Annotated in this window: 21 protein-coding genes; 2 read left to right on the forward strand and 19 right to left on the reverse strand. The window is 41.3% G+C overall.

The features are described from left to right. Positions 1-7 precede the first annotated feature (7 nt). The 7 genes from ACSLUK_RS09275 to ACSLUK_RS09305 are packed head-to-tail and all read right to left on the reverse strand — an operon-like array spanning position 8 to position 6,905. Positions 8-430, reverse strand: a complete 423-nt coding sequence (locus ACSLUK_RS09275; protein WP_448548282.1) for a DUF2141 domain-containing protein — start codon at positions 428-430, stop codon at positions 8-10. Next, on the reverse strand, positions 427-1,527 hold the full coding sequence (locus ACSLUK_RS09280; protein ID WP_448548283.1) for an ABC transporter permease: 1,101 nt from the start codon (positions 1,525-1,527) through the stop codon (positions 427-429). The genes ACSLUK_RS09275 and ACSLUK_RS09280 overlap by 4 nt, the downstream gene beginning before the upstream one ends. A 15-nt stretch (positions 1,528-1,542) precedes the next feature. Beyond that, on the reverse strand, positions 1,543-2,430 hold the full coding sequence (locus ACSLUK_RS09285) for an ATP-binding cassette domain-containing protein (protein ID WP_448548284.1): 888 nt from the start codon (positions 2,428-2,430) through the stop codon (positions 1,543-1,545). A 13-nt stretch (positions 2,431-2,443) separates the two neighbouring features. Further along, positions 2,444-3,778 (reverse strand): hypothetical protein, encoded by a 1,335-nt coding sequence (locus ACSLUK_RS09290; protein WP_448548285.1) that lies wholly within the window; start codon positions 3,776-3,778, stop codon positions 2,444-2,446. A 4-nt stretch (positions 3,779-3,782) separates the two neighbouring features. Beyond that, a complete protein-coding gene (locus ACSLUK_RS09295; protein WP_448548286.1) occupies positions 3,783-4,610 on the reverse strand; it encodes a SagB/ThcOx family dehydrogenase in 828 nt (275 codons plus the stop codon). Positions 4,611-4,623: 13 nt separating this feature from the next. Then, positions 4,624-5,940 carry a SagD/YcaO family ATP-dependent cyclodehydratase gene (locus tag ACSLUK_RS09300; RefSeq protein ID WP_448548287.1) on the reverse strand — a complete coding sequence of 439 codons (1,317 nt, stop codon included), beginning with the start codon at positions 5,938-5,940 and terminating at the stop codon, positions 4,624-4,626. Between the two features lie 11 nt (positions 5,941-5,951). After that, positions 5,952-6,905 carry a TOMM precursor leader peptide-binding protein gene (locus tag ACSLUK_RS09305; protein ID WP_448548288.1) on the reverse strand — a complete coding sequence of 318 codons (954 nt, stop codon included), beginning with the start codon at positions 6,903-6,905 and terminating at the stop codon, positions 5,952-5,954. Between the two features lie 39 nt (positions 6,906-6,944). On the opposite strand from ACSLUK_RS09305, the gene ACSLUK_RS09310 reads away from it, so the two are divergent. After that, positions 6,945-7,100 carry a hypothetical protein gene (locus tag ACSLUK_RS09310; protein ID WP_448548289.1) on the forward strand — a complete coding sequence of 52 codons (156 nt, stop codon included), beginning with the start codon at positions 6,945-6,947 and terminating at the stop codon, positions 7,098-7,100. A gap of 632 nt (positions 7,101-7,732) precedes the next feature. Here the strand turns inward: ACSLUK_RS09310 and recA are convergent. Next, positions 7,733-8,752 (reverse strand): recombinase RecA, encoded by a 1,020-nt coding sequence (gene recA, locus ACSLUK_RS09315; protein ID WP_448548290.1) that lies wholly within the window; start codon positions 8,750-8,752, stop codon positions 7,733-7,735. Between the two features lie 406 nt (positions 8,753-9,158). On the opposite strand from recA, the gene mutS reads away from it, so the two are divergent. Continuing rightward, entirely contained in the window at positions 9,159-11,729 is a 2,571-nt protein-coding gene (mutS, locus tag ACSLUK_RS09320) for a DNA mismatch repair protein MutS (protein WP_448548291.1), read from the forward strand. Between the two features lie 155 nt (positions 11,730-11,884). On the opposite strand, the gene rpoS is transcribed toward mutS, so the two are convergent. The 11 genes from rpoS to ACSLUK_RS09375 form a co-directional block, all read right to left on the reverse strand. Next, on the reverse strand, positions 11,885-12,811 hold the full coding sequence (gene rpoS, locus ACSLUK_RS09325; RefSeq protein ID WP_448548292.1) for an RNA polymerase sigma factor RpoS: 927 nt from the start codon (positions 12,809-12,811) through the stop codon (positions 11,885-11,887). A gap of 86 nt (positions 12,812-12,897) precedes the next feature. After that, entirely contained in the window at positions 12,898-13,743 is an 846-nt protein-coding gene (locus ACSLUK_RS09330) for a peptidoglycan DD-metalloendopeptidase family protein (protein WP_448548293.1), read from the reverse strand. Between the two features lie 18 nt (positions 13,744-13,761). Then, on the reverse strand, positions 13,762-14,340 hold the full coding sequence (locus ACSLUK_RS09335) for a YqaA family protein (protein ID WP_448548294.1): 579 nt from the start codon (positions 14,338-14,340) through the stop codon (positions 13,762-13,764). Further along, positions 14,337-14,999, reverse strand: coding sequence for a protein-L-isoaspartate(D-aspartate) O-methyltransferase (locus tag ACSLUK_RS09340; protein ID WP_448548295.1), 663 nt, complete (start codon positions 14,997-14,999; stop codon positions 14,337-14,339). Before ACSLUK_RS09340 ends, ACSLUK_RS09335 begins: the two co-directional genes overlap by 4 nt. Continuing rightward, positions 15,000-15,761 (reverse strand): 5'/3'-nucleotidase SurE, encoded by a 762-nt coding sequence (gene surE / locus ACSLUK_RS09345; protein WP_448548297.1) that lies wholly within the window; start codon positions 15,759-15,761, stop codon positions 15,000-15,002. Continuing rightward, complete coding sequence (truD, locus tag ACSLUK_RS09350) at positions 15,758-16,828, reverse strand: tRNA pseudouridine(13) synthase TruD (RefSeq protein ID WP_448548298.1); 1,071 nt, start codon at positions 16,826-16,828, stop codon at positions 15,758-15,760. Before truD ends, surE begins: the two co-directional genes overlap by 4 nt. Then, positions 16,828-17,307, reverse strand: coding sequence for a 2-C-methyl-D-erythritol 2,4-cyclodiphosphate synthase (gene ispF, locus ACSLUK_RS09355; RefSeq protein WP_448548299.1), 480 nt, complete (start codon positions 17,305-17,307; stop codon positions 16,828-16,830). The genes truD and ispF overlap by 1 nt, the downstream gene beginning before the upstream one ends. Further along, positions 17,307-18,038 (reverse strand): 2-C-methyl-D-erythritol 4-phosphate cytidylyltransferase, encoded by a 732-nt coding sequence (gene ispD / locus ACSLUK_RS09360; protein WP_448548300.1) that lies wholly within the window; start codon positions 18,036-18,038, stop codon positions 17,307-17,309. Before ispD ends, ispF begins: the two co-directional genes overlap by 1 nt. Beyond that, positions 18,038-18,325, reverse strand: a complete 288-nt coding sequence (ftsB, locus tag ACSLUK_RS09365; protein ID WP_448548301.1) for a cell division protein FtsB — start codon at positions 18,323-18,325, stop codon at positions 18,038-18,040. Before ftsB ends, ispD begins: the two co-directional genes overlap by 1 nt. Positions 18,326-18,424: 99 nt before the next feature. Then, a complete protein-coding gene (locus ACSLUK_RS09370; RefSeq protein WP_448548302.1) occupies positions 18,425-19,048 on the reverse strand; it encodes a hypothetical protein in 624 nt (207 codons plus the stop codon). A gap of 150 nt (positions 19,049-19,198) precedes the next feature. Continuing rightward, a complete protein-coding gene (locus ACSLUK_RS09375; RefSeq protein ID WP_448548303.1) occupies positions 19,199-19,564 on the reverse strand; it encodes a hypothetical protein in 366 nt (121 codons plus the stop codon). Positions 19,565-19,570 lie beyond the last annotated feature (6 nt).

Here is a 19,570-nt window from a genome sequence, read left to right on the forward strand (position 1 = left end):
GAACTCGCTAAAAAACTTTGATCGTAATTTCTTTGTCGTGCTCATCAATGTTGATTTGAGCATCAGAAAAAGCTGGCGGCCCAATTTTTCCAACCACATTATTGCTCACGCCGGTAGGTTCTTTAGGTATACCAAAAATACTTGTGTCCAATTCGCTATTGTTGTTCACATCGTAGAATACTGACACAGCATAACTTCCTGGTGATATCTGACTAAAAACAACCTGCTCTGTGTCTTTGTCTACTTTCTTAATAATCTCGTAATCACAACGACCATTCATGAAATGTGCACTACTACATAAACTGGTATATAGCTTCCCCTTTCCTGTATGTAAGTTTTCAACATTAACAACTAATTCACTAGCCGATGTTTCAGGCACAACCGAGATTAGCGCTGATAAAGTCAAGAATGTTAGTAATGAATATTTCATGCATTTCTCCATTTAAAGGTTTTAGTTGAGCCCCAAAGGCACAATGCCCCTGCGATGAACAAGCTAAAAAAGGTCAATCCAAGTAAATCTTGAGCGCCACTATCTGTAACGTTGCGAAGCGAGTTTACGAATAAATAGACAGGTGACTTTTCAGCGACCACGCGAATAAATTCCGGCATCATCGCCACTGGCATAAACAAATCTGATAAGAATAATACTGGCAAATTAATAATATTGATTATTGCGACAGCAGTGGCGCCATTTTTGACCAAACTAACCATCAACAGTCCAGCGCTTAAAAACGCTAAAATACCGACAAAGAGTAGACATGAAAACTTTGTCAATTCCGCAATACTTAGCGTCACTCCTGTACCTAGTATGTAGTTAGCGCCGTAAAAAAATGTTAAACAGAATACAAACAGAATGATGGCGCGAGATAGCATAAAACCGAGCAAAAACTGAATTTTACTGAGAGGAAATACCTGGTATATTTTCAACGAGCCATTCTGGCGCATACTCACAAGTACAGTACAGAAGCCAAACATGGCAGTTGAAACCACAGTTAACGCTGTTAATCCACTAATCAAATAAGCGTCATAGTTGTAGTCTTCTGGTGAAGGGATACCGCTATAGTCAGTTATTATGAGTTGCTCACCGTTGGTTAAATGCCTGTTAAATACTTCGGCAGTTTCAGCGATAACAGAAATAAAGCTACCGCTGTGCTCATCCAAATTACCAACAGTAGAGAGTTTGATCGACGAAATATGATTTAACGAACCAAACTCTTCTGAAAATGCTATTTGAAGTGTTCCAGATTGCGCGGGTGTATTTTCATTCCCCTCCACCCAACTAGCGTTTACATTGAGCCCATCAATCATACGTGTACGTTCTTCCAACGATGCGACAAATAATTGAGCTTGCTTATTATGGAAGCCGTTAAGTAACTGTACATCGACTGTTGCCACATTTTGACCACCAAAAATAGTCGAAAGTAAAACCAGTAACGCGATGGGATAAGCAAATGTCCAAAATACTGCGCCCCAGTTTCGCAGGTAAGCTTTGATTTCTAATACAATGAGTAAACATACCAATTTCATATTTATGTCCTGTCGTTAAACGGCTGAGTCCAGCTCACCTATGAATGACAACAAGTCATCTTCACGGATTTCACTGATGCTGAATTTGCTAAAAGATAACTGTTTCGCAATGGTAAACATTTGGTGCTTTAGTTCATTTAAACCGTAAATAATCAATGTATTATTTGCTAACCTACTGATTCTGTTCACACAAGGGTCATTGTTTAGTTGCTCGTAAAGATTATCGAGTATGTGAGTATCGTCACAGGCGACCTCCACTTTCACTGTGCCAAGTAAGGAATTTAGAAGAACATTTTTGTGATTGAACTTTTTAATTCGGCCATCGCCGACCCACAAAATATGAGACGCCAGCCTAAGTTCTAATGCAGAGTGGGATGCCATGAGCAATGTAAAATTCTCTTGCTGTTGGAGCGCGTCCATTTTATCAATGAATGCTTTGTAGTATTTCTTATCTAAACCGGTACCCGGTTCATCAAGTACTAACATCTGGGGGTTATGCGCCATGGCAACGTACAAATCCACGCGCTGTTTTTCACCTCGAGACAATATTCCGTATTTTTTCCCAGATAATGCAGCTATATTAAAAGCCGCATAGAGGCGAGTATCCAAGTGATGATAAAGATGTTGATGTAATAGAATGACTTCCTTAACCAACATATCAGTGTTGTAACTTGCTTGCTGGAGCTGGACACCAATAGAAGATGACTCGCAAAGCCAATTAACCTGTCCAGATGCCAACTGCCTCAATCCTAGCAAAGATTCAATGAGTGTCGTTTTACCAGCACCATTTCCACCGACTACTGCGATTTGCATACCGGTATTTATTGTTAGTTGCTCGATGTCTAAGAGCACTTGTTTATTACTGTTTACTCTTAGCTCATCTATAGATAGTACATGTTCCATATCAAAGTCCTTATTAGGTATTAGCCACCAACTGCATTATTTGTGTACCATAGAAGGGATCTTTCGTTGCTTGTTCAAAGTAATGACGAGCTAAAGTTTTATCACCGCCTTGCGCTTCAGGCGTATCAAATAAACTCTTCCCTTTCATTAGATTTAGCTCACCGTTTTCAGGGAAAGCCGATAGCCCTTTATCAAATATTTCGCCTACTTCAATTGCAAGTTCTTGAATTTCTAGATAAGACTTAGCATGTTGCATTTTTAGACAATTAATTAATATTGTGCAGACATAGCTTTCTGGCGTATTTGGGCACTGCTGCTGAATACGGTTACAAAGTGTTTGAAAAGTAAGTGCTGTTGAAGGGTCATCATTGTCACCGTAGCAAAGTGCTGAAAATAGCCCTCGAATAATTGCCATAATGACGTAACGATCATTGCTTTCTTTAAATGGAAACAATTGTTCTAGCAACTGACCAACTTGTGCTAAATCACCTGAAAAATAAGCCTTGTTAAGAGAATGACTTAACGATTCAGCATCATCATTCACAGACGCATGATCAGGCTGCGTGATTGCTGTCTCATCACAACTAGCGAGTTTGTGCCATTGATGACCAACCAGCGCTTGTAATTGTGGCTCAAGTTTTTTGGTCGCTATAAGCAAAGGTATTTGTCGATATATATCAATCAACTCACCCGGTGAGATTTGATTCAACAAGAGGTTTGCTAATTCAACTCCATGACTGTATATGTTGAGTACATCTTGGTTATCCATGCCATTGAGTGTCTCTATGTGCCTAACCTGTAAGCAATAATCTAAACTCACATAGCTGATGCGTGGCAAATGAGATTGCTCAAGCTTGACCTCTGCATAATATGCCAGTGCCTCATCTAAGAAATGATGTCCAGAAGTTACTATGCAATGCGTAATTTCGTGTACTACTTCATTGCGCTGAACTGTACGGTAGGGTAGATAGACAACACCAACTCCGTGACAAATGCGAATAGCAAATGGCGGGTTTTTACTTTCTTTCATGATGTTTACAAGCAACAGTGGCTGCGATTGGTCAAACAAATGTGCTACGCGCTTGCTATCGTTAATCATTGCTTGCTGGTCGATTTCACTCAACCCATCAATTGCCCCTGTGAAATATGTTGATGCATCACCTTGAATTAATGGTGCACCTTCTTGGACGTTTGCAAATAATGAAAGTATCTCTTCGCTCTGCACCACGGAGTGAAATTGAGTTAATGCGATGCCTGCTTGCTCAAAGTTGTCTTCGCAACAGAAAGAAAGAAAGTGTTTAACATTCATTATTAAAGACTGTTCTGCCTTTAGAGATTGTTCACTCATCTGATTACTCCTTATTGCCCAACCAAATGAAATTAGTGACAATTTCTTCAACACCATCTACTTGTAGTAAATCGTGAATTTTGTCATCGTAATATGCGCCCCAGAAGAGACTTCCAATATTTTCAGCCGTGGCGGCCAACGCGAGGTGTTGCCCCATAATGCCAGACTCAATTAATGAGAACCGATAGCCTAGGTTTTCGTACTTCACTGTGCTCCGTGGTAGTACTGAACTCAGCACAACAGCAAAAGAAGCACTATAAGTATGCAATTTGTCGTGATCTCCTAACATCATTGCCAACTCGTCAGGTTGCGGTAGGCTATTGATACGGGCAAGTTCATGCGTCTCAAAATTAAAGTGATAAACTCCACGTTCAATGTCATCACTATTGAGCGCCAATACATAAACCTCGACCGGATAAAGTCCTCCAGGTGACGGATATGTACGCATAGCCATAGGCACTTCATCGAATTCTGCTGAAAAACCAGTGCGGGTAACCCGCAATGAGTTTAAGACAGTGGCTAAGTCTTCAGCCGTTAATGGTGGTTGTACGAAAGTTCGACAGGACGTGCGTTGTTGAAAAGCGTCGTCTAACGCCATTGTAAGTTTTCGCGCTTTTGGTAGCGAAACTTTTGGCGATGTTTGAAAGATTTTTCTATTTCGACTCGCTTCTAAAACGCAGCGCGGGTCGTATAAGTAAGCACCAATGCGAACGTCACGTTTTAGCGCAGTAGAGTAATTAACTTTTGATGATTCATGGAAGAGCTCCAGCAATTCAGTGTCTGCGGCAGGTAATCCAATATTGCTCATAAAATCTTGATAAGAATTAGACATTGTAATCTTCCTTTTATGGGAACGCATGTAGGGTTTGATTAAACGACTCTGGCACTTGGTAGCCCATATTATTAGCAAACTTAGTCAGCCTGCGAGGATCTAAGTGCTGATTACCATAGCCAGCATATAACGGCTGTAACCCAGGAATAATGACTTTTATGACATGAAATCCTAATGACGAAATGTCCTCAGTCGTTAGATCGACCACGAAAACTTCATATCCATGTGCGGCTAATAAATCCACCAGATGATTGAGCTCGTCTTTAGAAGCAAAGCCGTCGCCTTCAAAGTCTTGTGGTTTAATCTCAAATTGACTCGCAGGCGCAAGGTTGGTAAGAAACGCTAGATCTTGATGTCTGCTGCCATCTAAATAGTAGCTAACATGATCAGCAAAGCTGCGCACTTGTTCTGGCTGTTCAATTGGCTCTTGCCAACGATTTATATCGAGAATCCAATTAAACGTATGAAACGATTCAACGACAGCTTTCTCTAATGCTCGCCCCGCTTGCATATGACAACTTGTTCCTGTCGAAAAACCAAGTTTAGTGCCACTTTTTAGGACTGACATAACGCAAGGTACATTGAATTCTGTAGTTATATCACTGACATAGTAGTCTATGTGTTGCTGCTTAAGTACTTTCTGTAGTTTTTCAGGCATCACAGCAAGATGACCGTCAATATCAATTTTCGGTGGAGAAATTTGATTCAAAAAATAACAGGAGAAAGCATCACGCTCAATCACTTCCCTTATGCCAGAGCAAATCGCCGCTTCCATCGTAGGGCCAGCAGCTAATCCCGTACTATACCCGTTATCAATCGCTTCATGTTCATATTTAGAAACGTAGTCAAGATAAGCAAAACGGGCAGGTAAATGGGCGTCACATTGTTTAGTTAAGTTATAGCCTTTAGTCCAACCAAATGGTTTATCCGGACAAAACTTATGGAATCGAAAATTGGGTAATTGATATTGCCAGTCAGCAAACAAGATCATGTCGCGAGGATCAAGTTTCTCACCTTCTAACTCATTGAACGATGCGTAATATAGATTTTCAACATCAACTACTGATGCTGCGTAGCGTTCTACAGCTTCCCCAACGGTTGACCACAGTGCTGATTCTCTGTCTAATCCTGCCCCTGAAGCCTGCCTATTATCATTAACACCCATGTTCATATGGCGAGTATGTGACGACACCAGTTTAGGATCTTGATATTCGGCTACTGCAATATAGACGTCTGGTTCTACTGGCTGCAACTGAACTTCACTCACATAAGTAAGAAGGCCAAAGTTTGGGGCGACAAGTCGTTCAAGTATATTATTTAGCTGATTCATGAGACTAATCCTTAGCTATTTAAATCACGAATAGCACGCGTTGGATCACTTGATTTTTTACGCCCACATGCATCGCAACGAGGAACCCGCAGCACTTCACCTACCGTCTTTTCTGCTTTTAGAATATCCCACGTTTCGACTTCATTAGGTTTTACAAGATGAAACATGCCACGTGTAACTAGAGACAAATAACGACTAACCGCGTAAGAAATAAGATATTCGAGTGTGCTATCTAGTTTGACGTCAACACTTCTTTGCGTATTTCTCTTCAGCACCGCATCTAGTTCACTAAGGAAATTAGATGCCGCCCTTTTGCGCACATTTAAACATTCGTAACAAGCTGATTCTTCGGGAATATAAAGTGGACCAATCGACAAGAATTCATCTGTCCATTGAACGGTTAAGCACGCGATTTTGTCTTTCACTGCCTGCCTGTTTTGCTCTAGTAAATACTGTTGATCAGCGATATCAGAACATACAATTCGCAGGTGTTGACCTTCGGTTTGACTTTCATTTTGCAATTCATCGAGTACAGGTTGTGTTTGTTCAATTACTTGTTCTACACAATTGAAAATATAACCAGTGCCCTTTGCTTCTATTGTAGAAAAATATGGGAAAGGCAATCCAGAGCGGATACTTTTGCTTGAGTTAACATTGAAGTTCAGAACGTTATTGAATACACCTTGGTTTTGCTTAGCTCGCGACTCTACAATAATTGAATATTCGTGTAATGTAGCCAATGCAGTTTCAAGTTCTTCGTTACCGATTTGTTTCTGCTGCGCCCAGTCTTGAATTTGTTCGAAGTTTTGTGGCTCTATTAATCGTTCAAGCATAGCGCCTGCTAGTACTGCACTTTCTGTCAATGTTATATGCTGTCCATCTGGGACTCTGATTTGTAATTTGTCGCTATCGATGGTTTGCCATGTTATTGCTGGGTGTACGTATATTAAATTTTCATCGCTCATTGCCATTCCCTCTACTCACTTTAGCTTTGTCTAAAAATAATGCCGTGCCACCACGGTAGCTGGCACGGCAATTGTCTCTACTTCTCTGCTGAACTACAGCAGCAACAACAAGTAGATGACGTTGAAGAACAACGTCCTGCTTTTATCGCTAAACCAAACGAACTAACGCCTCTTGAACGGTCATTCGATACATAAAAACTTAATTTCTTATTTTTATTAAGGTTTTTCATTTTTTCTTTAGTCCTTTTAAATGAATAAAAATTGTATGCACCATAAATAACAACAACCTAAATTGGTCGTTATTTCTCAGATGCACGGAAAAAATAGCGAATAGAAGTGTGGAAATATCGATAAAAAGCTGAAGTGACAGGATAAGACCCTAAAGTGACATTAATTCCCTCTAAGTCACCATTGACTATTTTTATGCGTCAACGTTGAAAATTACGACGGTGCCCCTTATAAAAACAACCTACCGACAACAAGTGTTACGGATGCTTTTTATACAAAGCTATGGGATAAAAGCGCATTTAAAAATACGAAAAATCAAATGGATGGGAAGAAAAATTAATCTTTTAACTTAATTTATGGATTAGGAATGATACTTATCAATTAACGACTTAAAAGTAACTTGGTCATTTAGAAATGAGCTATCTTTGGAATGAACAGCAAATAAGATTTGGCGAAATCAGTCCATGGAAATCATGGTGATAAAAGGAAACGAAAATACTAAGTGATATATGCTAATTAAGCACTATCTGTAGGTAATGTGGTTACATACGAGCAGCACTATTTTCAAGCACCGCTCATATGTCATAACAAGAATAAAACTACTCTGCTACAGTTTCTTCTTGCTCAGTGCCTTTAGATAAAAACTGTGCACGAATGCGTGAGTCTAAATCTTTTGCGATCTCTGGGTTCTCTTTAAGGTATTTAGTTGCATTCGCTTTACCTTGGCCAATACGATCACCATTGTAGCTGTACCAAGCACCTGCTTTTTCAACCATCTTGTTTTGAACACCTAGGTCTATTAACTCACCTAAGTTGTTAATACCTTCACCGTACAGAATTTGGAATTCCACTTGTTTAAATGGTGGTGCAATTTTATTTTTCACCACTTTAACACGCGTTTCATTACCAACAATCTCGTCACCGTTCTTAACTGCACCAATGCGACGAATATCTAATCGTACTGAAGCATAAAACTTAAGCGCATTACCACCAGTAGTAGTTTCAGGGTTACCGAACATCACACCTATCTTCATACGGATCTGGTTGATGAAGATCATCATAGTGTTTGATTGCTTAAGGTTACCTGTTAATTTACGCATTGCTTGCGATAACATACGTGCTTGCAGACCCATGTGTGAATCACCCATGTCGCCTTCAATTTCTGCTTTTGGTGTTAATGCAGCTACTGAGTCAACAACAATTACGTCTACTGCACCTGAACGGGTTAGCATGTCACAAATTTCTAATGCCTGCTCACCTGTATCTGGCTGAGAAACAAGTAAGTCGTTAATGTTAACGCCAAGCTTTTCAGCATAAATAGGGTCTAATGCGTGTTCAGCATCAACAAACGCACAAACCTTACCGTTGCGTTGTGCTTCTGCGATAACTTCTAATGTAAGTGTTGTTTTACCACTTGATTCTGGTCCGTAAATTTCAATAACACGACCTAAAGGTAAGCCACCTGCACCCAGTGCAATATCCAGTCCGATTGATCCAGTAGAAATCGTCTCTACGTCCATGCTACGGTTTTCACCTAGCTTCATAATAGAACCTTTACCAAACTGACGTTCAATTTGGCTCAGTGCGGCAGACAGGGCTTTTTCTTTATTTTCGTCCATTAACGGCTCCAGAATATGGGTATCAAAATTCAATATGGGCAAAGTATACTGTATGGTCGTACAGTATCAAGCATTTTATTTAAGTTTTTTTGAGTGCAATGCCACACAAATGTATAACAAGCTGTTATTTAAAGAAATATTCTTTGCTAGATTTAGGCTTTATTGCTCGCGTTCTTATTCAAAAACTCATGTTTCCGTCACGATATTGAATTTTATACAGTAGCTTTAAATTTAGGTTGAGTTGAATTTGGCGCTAGCATATGTGCCTCTCTCCAATTTAGAATATTCACAAGAAAATGCGCCGATTATTTATTTTTACTATGGCATAATAGGCGCAATTATTTTGACAGAAGTCTCAGCCATTCCATAAATATAAGCGGCTGCTCAATCACTTACTAAATTAACCATGACGACACAAACCACTGATCTATCTACACATACACCGATGATGCGTCAATATTTGACCATCAAAGCTGATTTTCCAAATATCCTCTTGCTGTACCGCATGGGCGACTTTTACGAATTATTCTATGACGATGCTAAAAAAGCAGCTGACTTACTCGATATTTCATTAACGGCGCGTGGTAAATCTGGTGGTAATGCCATTCCTATGGCTGGTGTTCCTTATCACGCCATTGAATCCTATCTAGCTAAATTAGTACAACTGGGTGAGTCAGTCGCTATTTGCGAACAAGTAGGTGATCCAGCTACTAGCAAAGGTCCTGTTGAACGAAAGGTAATGAAGGTTGTAACACCTGGCACAATCAGTGATGAAGCACTATTGGTTGATCGACAGGACAATTTGATCGTTGCGCTATATCAAGCCAATCAAGGGTTTGGTTTGTCCTATTTAGACATGACCAGCGGGCGATTTGTTCTTACCGAGCCAAAATCTGAAGAACAAGTACAGGCAGAGTTACAACGTTTATCACCAGCGGAATTACTGTACAGTGACTCTATGGAAAGCACTCATTTGGTTGAAGGATTAAAAGGCTTACGTCGACGCCCAGAATGGGAATTCGATCTAGATACAGCTTGCAAACAACTCAATCAACAATTTGGCACGAAAGAATTAAATGGTTTTGGCGTAACTGATTACCCTAAAGGGCTTTGTGCCGCAGGCTGCTTGCTTCAATATGTAAAAGAATGCCAACGTACCGCTTTACCACATATTCGCTCCATTGTTGCCGAATCCTACCAATCTGGCGTTATATTGGATGCTGCAACACGTCGCAATCTAGAGCTAACACAGAATTTGCAAGGTGGGCAGGAAAATACATTAGCATCAATATTGGATAAGAGTGCCACGCCAATGGGCTCTCGCTTACTTAAGCGTTGGATACACTTTCCGTTGCGTAACATCAGTACGCTCGTCGCCAGACAAAACGCAACAACTGCGCTAATTGAAGCGGACATTTATGATGATTTACACCTGCAACTAAAGCAGCTGGGCGACATTGAGCGGATCGTTTCACGAATTGCGTTACGTACAGCGAGACCAAGGGATTTTGCACGCGTTAGACATGCTTTACACGCATTACCTGACATTAATGGCACATTATCTTTCTGTACGAATAAGGAAGTGCTAGCGCCTATCACTAAAGCAATACAGCCATTACCACAATTAGCTACGCTGCTGTCAGAAGCTATTGTCGAGAATCCACCAGTATTGATCCGAGACGGAGGTGTCATTGCTCCGGGTTATGACAAAGAGCTTGATAAGCTTCGCGACTTAAGCCAAGGCGCTACAGAGTTTTTAAATCAATTAGAATTGAGAGAGAAAGAGCGCACAGGTATCCAAACCCTGAAAGTCGGTTACAACAAAGTCCATGGTTTCTATATTGAAATCAGCAAGAGTGCTGCTCAAGACGTGCCTGCTGATTATATTCGTCGTCAAACATTAAAAAATAATGAGCGATTTATCACTGACGAATTAAAACAGCACGAAGAACAAGTATTGACCGCGCAAAGTCGCTTCTTAGCACTTGAGAAAAAGCTCTATGATGAATTATTTGATAAAGTCATGCCAGAACTTGAGGTTTTACAAGCATTAGCCACGGGCTTGGCAGAGCTAGATGTTCTTAATACCTTTGCCGAACGCGCACAAACACTTCAATATGTGAAGCCAGAGTTAGATAACAATCCAGGTATACGCATTGAAGGTGGTCGCCACCCTGTTGTTGAGCAGATGACCGCAGATACTTTTATTGCGAATCCAGTAACTCTCAATGAAAGTCGTCGCATGCTGATAATTACTGGCCCTAATATGGGGGGTAAATCAACGTACATGCGCCAAACAGCATTAATCGTATTACTGGCTCATATTGGTGCGTACGTTCCTGCAGAGCATGCGCACATTGGTATCGTTGATCGAATTTTTACCCGTATTGGCGCGTCTGACGACCTAGCTAGTGGTCGTTCAACGTTCATGGTAGAAATGACAGAAACAGCAAATATCCTTCACAATGCCACCAGTAAAAGTTTGGTATTGCTCGATGAGATCGGGAGAGGCACCAGTACTTACGATGGCCTTTCATTGGCATGGGCTTGTGCTGAACGACTGGCCATACAAACCAAAGCATTTACCTTGTTTGCCAGTCATTATTTTGAGCTTACACAATTAGCAGAACAACTCGATACTCTTGCCAATGTCCATTTGGATGCAGTAGAGCATGACGACACTATCGTCTTTATGCACGCTGTTCAAGAAGGGCCTGCGAGCAAGAGTTTTGGTTTGCAGGTAGCGCAACTTGCAGGTGTACCGAAACAAGTCATAACGCGCGCTAAGCAAAAATTACATGAACTTGAAGTATCGGCAGAGGGCTCACCAGTGAAGCCTAGCAAACAGGGTGAACAACTTACATTGATAGAAACAACGCATCCAATCGTTGATGAGTTACAGCAACTTTCTGTTGATGACATGAGTCCGAAACAGGCACTAGATTACTTATATCGACTTAAATCACTTGCTGAATAAGCAAACGCGGTGTTGTCGCATAAAAACACATAACTAAAAAAGGCAGCCTAGGCTGCCTTTTCATTAAACGTGTAAAATTTAGGGGTGTTAAATTTTTCAACTTTGAGGCAGTGTAGTTTTATCAACTGCCATCAATAAAGCGCTTTGCTGTTGTCCTATGCTTGAAATAAGGCTTCTATTGACAAGTCTTGTTGACTCAAAATATCACGCAACCGCTTCAATGCTTCTACTTGAATTTGACGCACACGCTCACGCGTTAAGCCAATTTCCATGCCAACATCTTCTAACGTTGCCGCTTCATAACCCAACAAACCAAAACGTCTAGCCAGCACTTCTCTTTGTTTAGAGTTCAGTTCACCAAGCCAATGGACAATATTGTCTTTAATGTCATCACTTTGTAGGTGACCTTCAGGGCCATACGATTTTTCATCAGGTATTACATCAAGCAGTACTTTGTCTGATTCAGCACCAAACGGTGTATCAACAGAGGTAATGCGCTCATTAAGGCGTAACATTTTGCTGACATCAGCAACAGGTACGTCTAACTCTTTCGCGATATCTTCCGCCGTAGGTTCATGATCAAGCTTTTGTATAAGCTCTCTCGCCGTACGTAAATAGATATTTAATTCTTTAACAACGTGGATGGGTAGCCTAATCGTACGCGTTTGATTCATAATCGCTCGCTCGATCGTTTGCCTAATCCACCATGTAGCATAGGTCGAAAATCGAAATCCTCTTTCTGGGTCAAATTTTTCTACGGCTCGAATTAAGCCTAAATTACCTTCTTCAATTAGGTCGAGTAATGGCAGCCCGCGGTTGTTATACCGTCGCGCAATTTTGACAACTAAACGAAGATTGCTTTCAATCATTCGTTTTCTTGAGGGCTCGTCACCTTTAAGTGCGAGTCGTGAGAAATATACTTCTTCTTCAGCTGTTAATAGTGGAGAAAAACCGATTTCGCTAAGATACATTTGAGTTGCATCTAAGTTCGAAGGTGTTTCGTCCTGAATGGTTTGTGATACTTCCTGTACATCGTCACTTTCATCAATAGCTATTTCTTTTAATTCTTTTTCTATGCCCATGCTAAATTCTCCCGTCACTAGCTAAGCGTTGTTTACTGATTAAATATTCACGTTGGCTCCAATTTTAAAATTTTAACTACTTATAATTATCTTCTCGGCAGATACTTTTTAGGGTTAACAGACTTTCCGCGAAAGCGAACTTCAAAATGAAGCATGACTCTTTGCGCATCAGTGTCACCCATTTCCGCTATGACTTGTCCAGCTGTTACAGTCTGCTGTTCTTTGACCAATATACGATCATTGTGAGCATAGGCACTTAAGTAATCATCATTATGTTTAACAATGATGAGTTTTCCATACCCTCTCAACACATCGCCGGCATATACAACCTTGCCGTCAGCAGCTGCTTTAACTGAGTCACCGCGATTACCTGCGATGTCTATTCCTTTATTACCTTGTTTTGCGGTAGAAAAGTTTGCAATAACTTTTCCTCTCGCTGGCCATACCCACTTATTAATTTTTTGCGAGAATGGCTTGGTATTTTTTGTGGTTTCACTGTTTGTTTTTTGTGCTACCACAGTTTTACCATACTCCTGCTTTTTAGGTTGTGCAACAGGTTTTTTAATGGGTTTTTCACTACTTTTTGTTGCTAAACCATTGCGCTGCTTATTTTTACTAGCTTGCGAAACTCGTCCGTCCAGTAATATTTTTTGCCCGGGGAAAATACGGTATGGTGGTTTAATATTATTGATAGTGGCGAGTGTACGCACATCAATATCGGCTCGCCATGCGATAGAATATAGGGTTTCGCCCTTTTTAACTGTGTACTGTTGTCCAGAAATGCTGTTTTTTACCCGTTTATTTAAGGGTATTTGCGCTTGCGCATCAACAACTGGGGCAGGTGTTTGACGGGTTGAACAGGCACTTACTAATAAGACTACGAAAGCTAGCCCTATTCTTAGTAATGCATTCACCTGTTCAGCTTTCCACATGATAATGATTTCCCTATGCTATCGAAGTGACAAATAAGCGACACCCACTAAAACAACAACGGCCCAACCTAGGGTATCAACCCATTGGCGAAGTTTGGTTTCCATTTTTTCCCCGCCATAATGGATTATGCCAGCGACTAAAAAGAAGCGCATACCTCTGCCAATTGCTGACACTAATAAAAATGGTAAAAATGCCATTTGTAAGAAGCCAGCACTCACCGTAAACAGTTTGTACGGAATAGGGGAAAATCCAGCGATAAAAACAACCCACACTCCCCACTCGTTAAACCATTCAACCGCTTTGTCGAATCGTGCCTGATAACCCAATTCAGTGATCAATGGCTGAATCCAAGGTTCGAACATCCAGAAACCAAGAAAATAGCCAGCCACACCACCAAATACAGACGCTATGGTCGTTAATGAAGCGTAATACCAGGCTTTTTCTCTTTGTGCCAATACCATTGGTGCAAGTAACACATCAGGGGGAATTGGAAAAAATACAGATTCTGCAAACGTAAGTAGCGCCAACATTTTCGGCGCAAGTTTGTGTTCAGCCCACTTGAGTGTCCATTCATATAACGGAGTAAATATCTTCACGAGATTGCCCCCGGTACTAGCGGCACAAATCTCACACCTTCAATTTGTTGTTCGTGAAATGTGTCGCCTTCACGGGTAATAAGTTTCAATATTTGAACTTGTTCACCAACGGGAATAACTAAGCGTCCACCGTCAGCAAGTTGCTCTAGTAATGCAGATGGCACAGTTGCTGGAGCAGCGGTCACAATAATGGCAGGAAATGGACCTTTGCTTTTCCAACCTTTCCAGCCATCACCATGTTTCATAGAAACGTTATGTAAATCCATCGCCTGTAGTCTTCGCTTAGCTTGAAACTGCAACGATTTAATACGCTCAACAGAATATACGCGCGGAGTAAGTTGCGCCAGAATTGAGGTTTGGTATCCAGAGCCGGTGCCAATCTCTAAAATGCTTTCTGGTATTCCATCAGCAAGAAGTAATTCAGACATTTTGGCAACAATATAGGGCTGCGAAATAGTTTGCCCCTGACCAATGGGTAATGCAGTATTATCGTACGCTTTATGTGCAAGTATCTCTGGCACAAAAATATGACGTGGACTTCTAGCGATTGCTTTTAACACTTCAGGGTTACTAATACCTTCAGCCTGTAACTTTTTCGCCAGTAATTCTCCACTTCGGCCAGACTTCCCACCGATACGACTTCCTACGCTGACATTCATTTACTTCTTCTCTATTATTAAATCACTCGCCCATTCGGACATAGATTGCAAACTCTGGTGTGCCGTCATATCTACCGTTAACGGAGTCACTGAGGCATAATTCTCTTTCACCGCGTGAAAATCGGTGCCTTCACTTGCATCCAACTCTTGCCCTAAAGAACCATACCAGAAAATATCTCGATTCCAAGGGTCTAGCATTCGTTTCATTGTTTCAGCTTTATGCCGATGCCCTAAACGTGTCACCTGCACTCCTGCTAATTCATGCAGTGGAATGTCAGGGACATTGATATTAATGATTTGATCTGATGGCAAAGGATGTGCTTGTAAACGTTTGATAAATCTCGCAGCAACTATCGCTGCCGTTTCATAATGACGTTCTTCTTTACCAACAAGTGATACGGCAATTGCGGGCATCCCCATATGACGACCTTCAGTTGCAGCTGCAACCGTACCAGAATATAAGGTATCATCGCCCAGATTAGCGCCATTATTAATTCCAGCCACCACAAGATCGGGCAATGGATCCATTAACTGGCTAATCCCTAGGTGAACCGAATCAGTTGGCGTTCCGTTTACGGAAACAAAGCCATTATCTAATGTTTGCGCCCGTAGAGGGTTTAAGAGTGTTAACGAATTACTTGCACCACTGCAATTTCGATCTGGTGCAATCACAGTAACATCTGCGAATTTGCTTAACTCCTCAAAGAGCACTTTAATCCCGGGCGCATGCACGCCATCATCATTACTCAGTAATATTCTCATGACTCTTCCCTAGATCTCGCATTTTCTTGGCGCTGCGTTAAATCGTCATAGTCTAACAACTCGCGCAATAAGGTGGTAGCAAAACACCCAGCGGGTAAATCAAATGCCAGCTCTACACTCGTATTATCTTCCAATACCGCAAGCGTAGCATTTGCCACCAATAATCGTGCACGACGACGCTCCTGTTTCAAGCCTGCTCGCTCTAACCCGTCACACAGTTCAGTGTTTTCATGTGCAATGGCTTGTTCAAGCGCTAGTACGTCTTCGGTGGTTTTCAATTGTCCCCTGCCCCACATAGGGCAAGTAATATCAATATCGTGTTCGCCAAATCGCTGTTCAATTTCTGCATCGATTGATTCTGGAACGAATATCGACTGAGTGCCAGCCAACATCATTACATCACCTAACTGCGGTGCTTCGAACGTGTTTTGCTCTACTCTGGCGGACACACATTGATTAAAAATCAACGAACGAGCAGCAGATAAATACATACTACGTTTCTTTTTATCACGCACTCTTTTACCGGCAAACATCGTTTTGGCCATGGCAATATTGTTACCTTCAATGCCAAATCGCTGCTCACCAAAATAGTTAGGTACACCATGGGTGATTGCTAACTGCCAACGCTGTTGTAACTGTTTTACGTCGCTGACATTTCGCAACGTGATCACAAATCGATTGCCTGACAGTGCGCCCGTTCTAAGCTTTTTGTTGTGACGCTGCCAATGTAAAACTTCAACCCCGTCAATTTCTAAATTTTGCAAATCATAGCTTTGTTTACCGGGCAAATGTACAGCAAACCATTGTTCAGTTACCGCAAAGCGATCTTTCAACCCTGCATAGGCAACCAGCGACTCTTTAACCTCAAAATACTTTGCAAGTTCGCGTGCAACGTAAACAGTGTTAGTGCCTGTTTTACGGATATAAATATATAGGTGTTCACCTTCACCCGTTAACTCGAATGGCAGTTGTTCGAATACTTTAAAATCTGATTCTTGAGTTCTTAGCTGCCCGGTAATTTCAGGTTGGCCATAGAGGTATGCCCACGAGTTTAAATACTTGGTCATTAGCTGTTTTTCTCTTTCAGCAATACTACTGCGTGTACTGATATTCCTTCAGCTCGGCCAACATAGCCTAGCTTTTCGGTCGTGGTTGCCTTTACATTGACATCTTCAATGTCACACTGTAAATCTTGTGCCAAACATGTTCTCATATTAAGTAAATGAGGAGCCATCTTAGGCGCCTGCGCAACAATAGTGATATCAGCGTTCCCTAGTTGGTAGCCTTTTTCGACCATAAGCTCTACGACATGACGCAACAAAATGCGACTCGATATGTTTTCATATTCACTTGCCGTATCGGGAAAATGGTTACCAATGTCAGCTAGGCATAACGCGCCTAATATTGCATCGCATAAGGCATGTATTGCCACATCACCATCAGAGTGTGCAATAAATCCCCGTTCAAATGGAATTTCAACACCGCCTAATACCAGCGGGCCTTCGCCACCAAATTTGTGAACGTCGAAGCCATGTCCAATACGCATTACACTGTCTCTCTGTTTAACTGTTGCTTGGATAAGATAAATTCGGCATAAGTCAGGTCTGCCGGACGGGTGATTTTAATATTTTCGCTTGAACCATTTATAAGGTGGCTGGGTAACTGACAATACTCAATAGCAGACGATTCGTCGGTGATAACAGCCGATTGTGAGAGTGCTCTTTCAATCGCTGTTTCTAGCTGTATGGTCGGATACATTTGTGGTGTAAGTGCATGCCATAAGTGGCTACGTTCAATTGTAAGTTCGACAACGTCATCTTTAGCCTGCTTCATGGTATCTCGCACCTGGTATGCAAGTAAGCCACCTTCATTTTTTTCAAGGCACGTATCAATAAGTGCACAAAGGTCTTCTGTTGTAACACATGGTCTTGCCGCGTCGTGTACTAATACCCAAGGAAATTGTTCTGCTGATAATGACTTTATCCCTGCGAGCACTGAATCCACACGCTCTTTGCCACCATGAACAACCTCAACATGCTTATGTTGAGGTAACCAAGTATCATGAATATATTCGTCATCAGCGCTAATCGCCACGACAATCTTGGTTATGCGCTTAAATGAAAGCAAGCGTTCAACCGTATGTTCAAGAACGGTTTGCTCACCAATTCTCAAATATTGTTTGGGTACATTGGCCTGCATGCGTTTGCCAACGCCAGCTGCAGGTACGACAACAGCGAGCGGCCCTTCGTAAGGCACCATAATTAATTCCTGATTCATTAATTCCTAGACTTCTGCTTTGGAATAATGCGAAAGAAGGTTTCCCCTTCTTTGATCATACCGAGTTCATTGCGTGCCCGCTCTTCGATTGCTTCTATACCTGACTTTAAGTCATCGGTATCAGCATACAGCAGCTTGTTTCTTTGTCTAAGTTGTTCATTGTTTTCAATTTGCCTGACAACATTTTCTTTCAGGGCAATATAATCAGGCACACTATGCTTGCCAAACCACAGTCGGTATTGCAATAAGACCAAGCATATAAACAATACGACAGAAATAATTCGCATAATGTAGCCTACTAAAACAGTTTAAGATGATAGCGGTATTATAAATGGCTCGAAGCGCCTGTAAATACAGGATGTAATAAAAGTGTTGTTAGTGGCTATTTATTGAGAATTAATAGCCGAAGGACGTTTAAGATTTTGCCAATTAATTGTACATGACAATAGTAGTTCCCTCAGCGTAGGCAAAATAGGATCAAGCTTCTTCTTCCCTTGCCAAACATGGCCTGCACAAGCTGACATCATCACGCGCTTAGTCGGTTTTAACAACGTTACTCTTTGATGAACATATTGATTTTCGCTTGAGAACCAACCATAAGCATTTGTTCGAAAGCGACGCCTCTCGTTGTCGACTCTATCAATACAATCAAGTTCAATATGGTCATTCATCACAACAGGCACCACTAAACCATGTTGCAAAGGCACCGTTTCGTACCAGTGCTTCACACTTTCTGGCTCCTGACCTGACAGTGGCATTTGACTACTTTGCTTTGTTGACCAACTGGCATTTTGAAAATCAATATCAAGTGGTGAGGTAACTTGCATCATAGCGTGTGCGGTGAGTTTCACGTAGTACGGTAAACTCTTTAGTCGACTTTGAAGACTTTCAACCTGTGTATTGGACTGTTGCGATAACACTTTCAATTCTCGCTCATATAGCGCACTGCACAATTCAGCGAACTCCGCTGATTGAGGTTTGTTTTGCCACAGAGAAACTTGTTCAGTCATGAATGGTTAATATACTGCTTAAATTATCGCTTAGAATTTAAGCATACTTCATTGTTACGCAAAGATAAAATTAAGTTTTATTAGCAACGAATCTTCAAATGCAGCCGAAGCCGCTAACATGATTTCTTATGTTAACGGCTGGCTGGTTATTTAGGCTTTGTCGTTTGATTCGGAGATGTGTTGCTCAACAATCGCAAGTCGCACTTGAATATCATGTAGTGCACAGCTCCTTTGACGCATTAGCACCACAAGACTGGCTAAACACGCGACAATAATGGAAATTGTTAGTACGACAGTATAGATATTTTTTTTGGCCTCATGCACATCAAACTGCTTTGCAGCACCAACTTCAAATAGGTTATTTATGTGTATATAATCAAGATAGAACAAGTAGCCAATGTAAGCTAATACACCGATTGCCACTCCCCAAGCGACTAAACTTACCAACAAAAATACTTTATATTTAATTTTATCTCGTTCAACTTGCTTCCATAGCTGCGAATAATCTTGTTGCATCGACTT

Source organism: Thalassotalea fusca, assembly GCF_053485835.1.

Excerpts from the sequence above, each read along its gene's own strand:
- ACSLUK_RS09275 (WP_448548282.1), bottom strand. The coding sequence starts at position 430 with ATGAAATATTCATTACTAACATTCTTGACTTTATCAGCGCTAATCTCG.
- ACSLUK_RS09280 (WP_448548283.1), bottom strand. The coding sequence starts at position 1,527 with ATGAAATTGGTATGTTTACTCATTGTATTAGAAATCAAAGCTTACCTG.
- ACSLUK_RS09285 (WP_448548284.1), bottom strand. The coding sequence starts at position 2,430 with ATGGAACATGTACTATCTATAGATGAGCTAAGAGTAAACAGTAATAAA.
- ACSLUK_RS09290 (WP_448548285.1), bottom strand. The coding sequence starts at position 3,778 with ATGAGTGAACAATCTCTAAAGGCAGAACAGTCTTTAATAATGAATGTT.
- ACSLUK_RS09295 (WP_448548286.1), bottom strand. The coding sequence starts at position 4,610 with ATGTCTAATTCTTATCAAGATTTTATGAGCAATATTGGATTACCTGCC.
- ACSLUK_RS09300 (WP_448548287.1), bottom strand. The coding sequence starts at position 5,940 with ATGAATCAGCTAAATAATATACTTGAACGACTTGTCGCCCCAAACTTT.
- ACSLUK_RS09305 (WP_448548288.1), bottom strand. The coding sequence starts at position 6,905 with ATGAGCGATGAAAATTTAATATACGTACACCCAGCAATAACATGGCAA.
- ACSLUK_RS09310 (WP_448548289.1), top strand. The coding sequence starts at position 6,945 with ATGCCGTGCCACCACGGTAGCTGGCACGGCAATTGTCTCTACTTCTCT.
- recA (WP_448548290.1), bottom strand. The coding sequence starts at position 8,752 with ATGGACGAAAATAAAGAAAAAGCCCTGTCTGCCGCACTGAGCCAAATT.
- mutS (WP_448548291.1), top strand. The coding sequence starts at position 9,159 with ATGACGACACAAACCACTGATCTATCTACACATACACCGATGATGCGT.
- rpoS (WP_448548292.1), bottom strand. The coding sequence starts at position 12,811 with ATGGGCATAGAAAAAGAATTAAAAGAAATAGCTATTGATGAAAGTGAC.
- ACSLUK_RS09330 (WP_448548293.1), bottom strand. The coding sequence starts at position 13,743 with ATGTGGAAAGCTGAACAGGTGAATGCATTACTAAGAATAGGGCTAGCT.
- ACSLUK_RS09340 (WP_448548295.1), bottom strand. The coding sequence starts at position 14,999 with ATGAATGTCAGCGTAGGAAGTCGTATCGGTGGGAAGTCTGGCCGAAGT.
- surE (WP_448548297.1), bottom strand. The coding sequence starts at position 15,761 with ATGAGAATATTACTGAGTAATGATGATGGCGTGCATGCGCCCGGGATT.
- truD (WP_448548298.1), bottom strand. The coding sequence starts at position 16,828 with ATGACCAAGTATTTAAACTCGTGGGCATACCTCTATGGCCAACCTGAA.
- ispF (WP_448548299.1), bottom strand. The coding sequence starts at position 17,307 with ATGCGTATTGGACATGGCTTCGACGTTCACAAATTTGGTGGCGAAGGC.
- ispD (WP_448548300.1), bottom strand. The coding sequence starts at position 18,038 with ATGAATCAGGAATTAATTATGGTGCCTTACGAAGGGCCGCTCGCTGTT.
- ftsB (WP_448548301.1), bottom strand. The coding sequence starts at position 18,325 with ATGCGAATTATTTCTGTCGTATTGTTTATATGCTTGGTCTTATTGCAA.
- ACSLUK_RS09370 (WP_448548302.1), bottom strand. The coding sequence starts at position 19,048 with ATGACTGAACAAGTTTCTCTGTGGCAAAACAAACCTCAATCAGCGGAG.
- ACSLUK_RS09375 (WP_448548303.1), bottom strand. The coding sequence starts at position 19,564 with ATGCAACAAGATTATTCGCAGCTATGGAAGCAAGTTGAACGAGATAAA.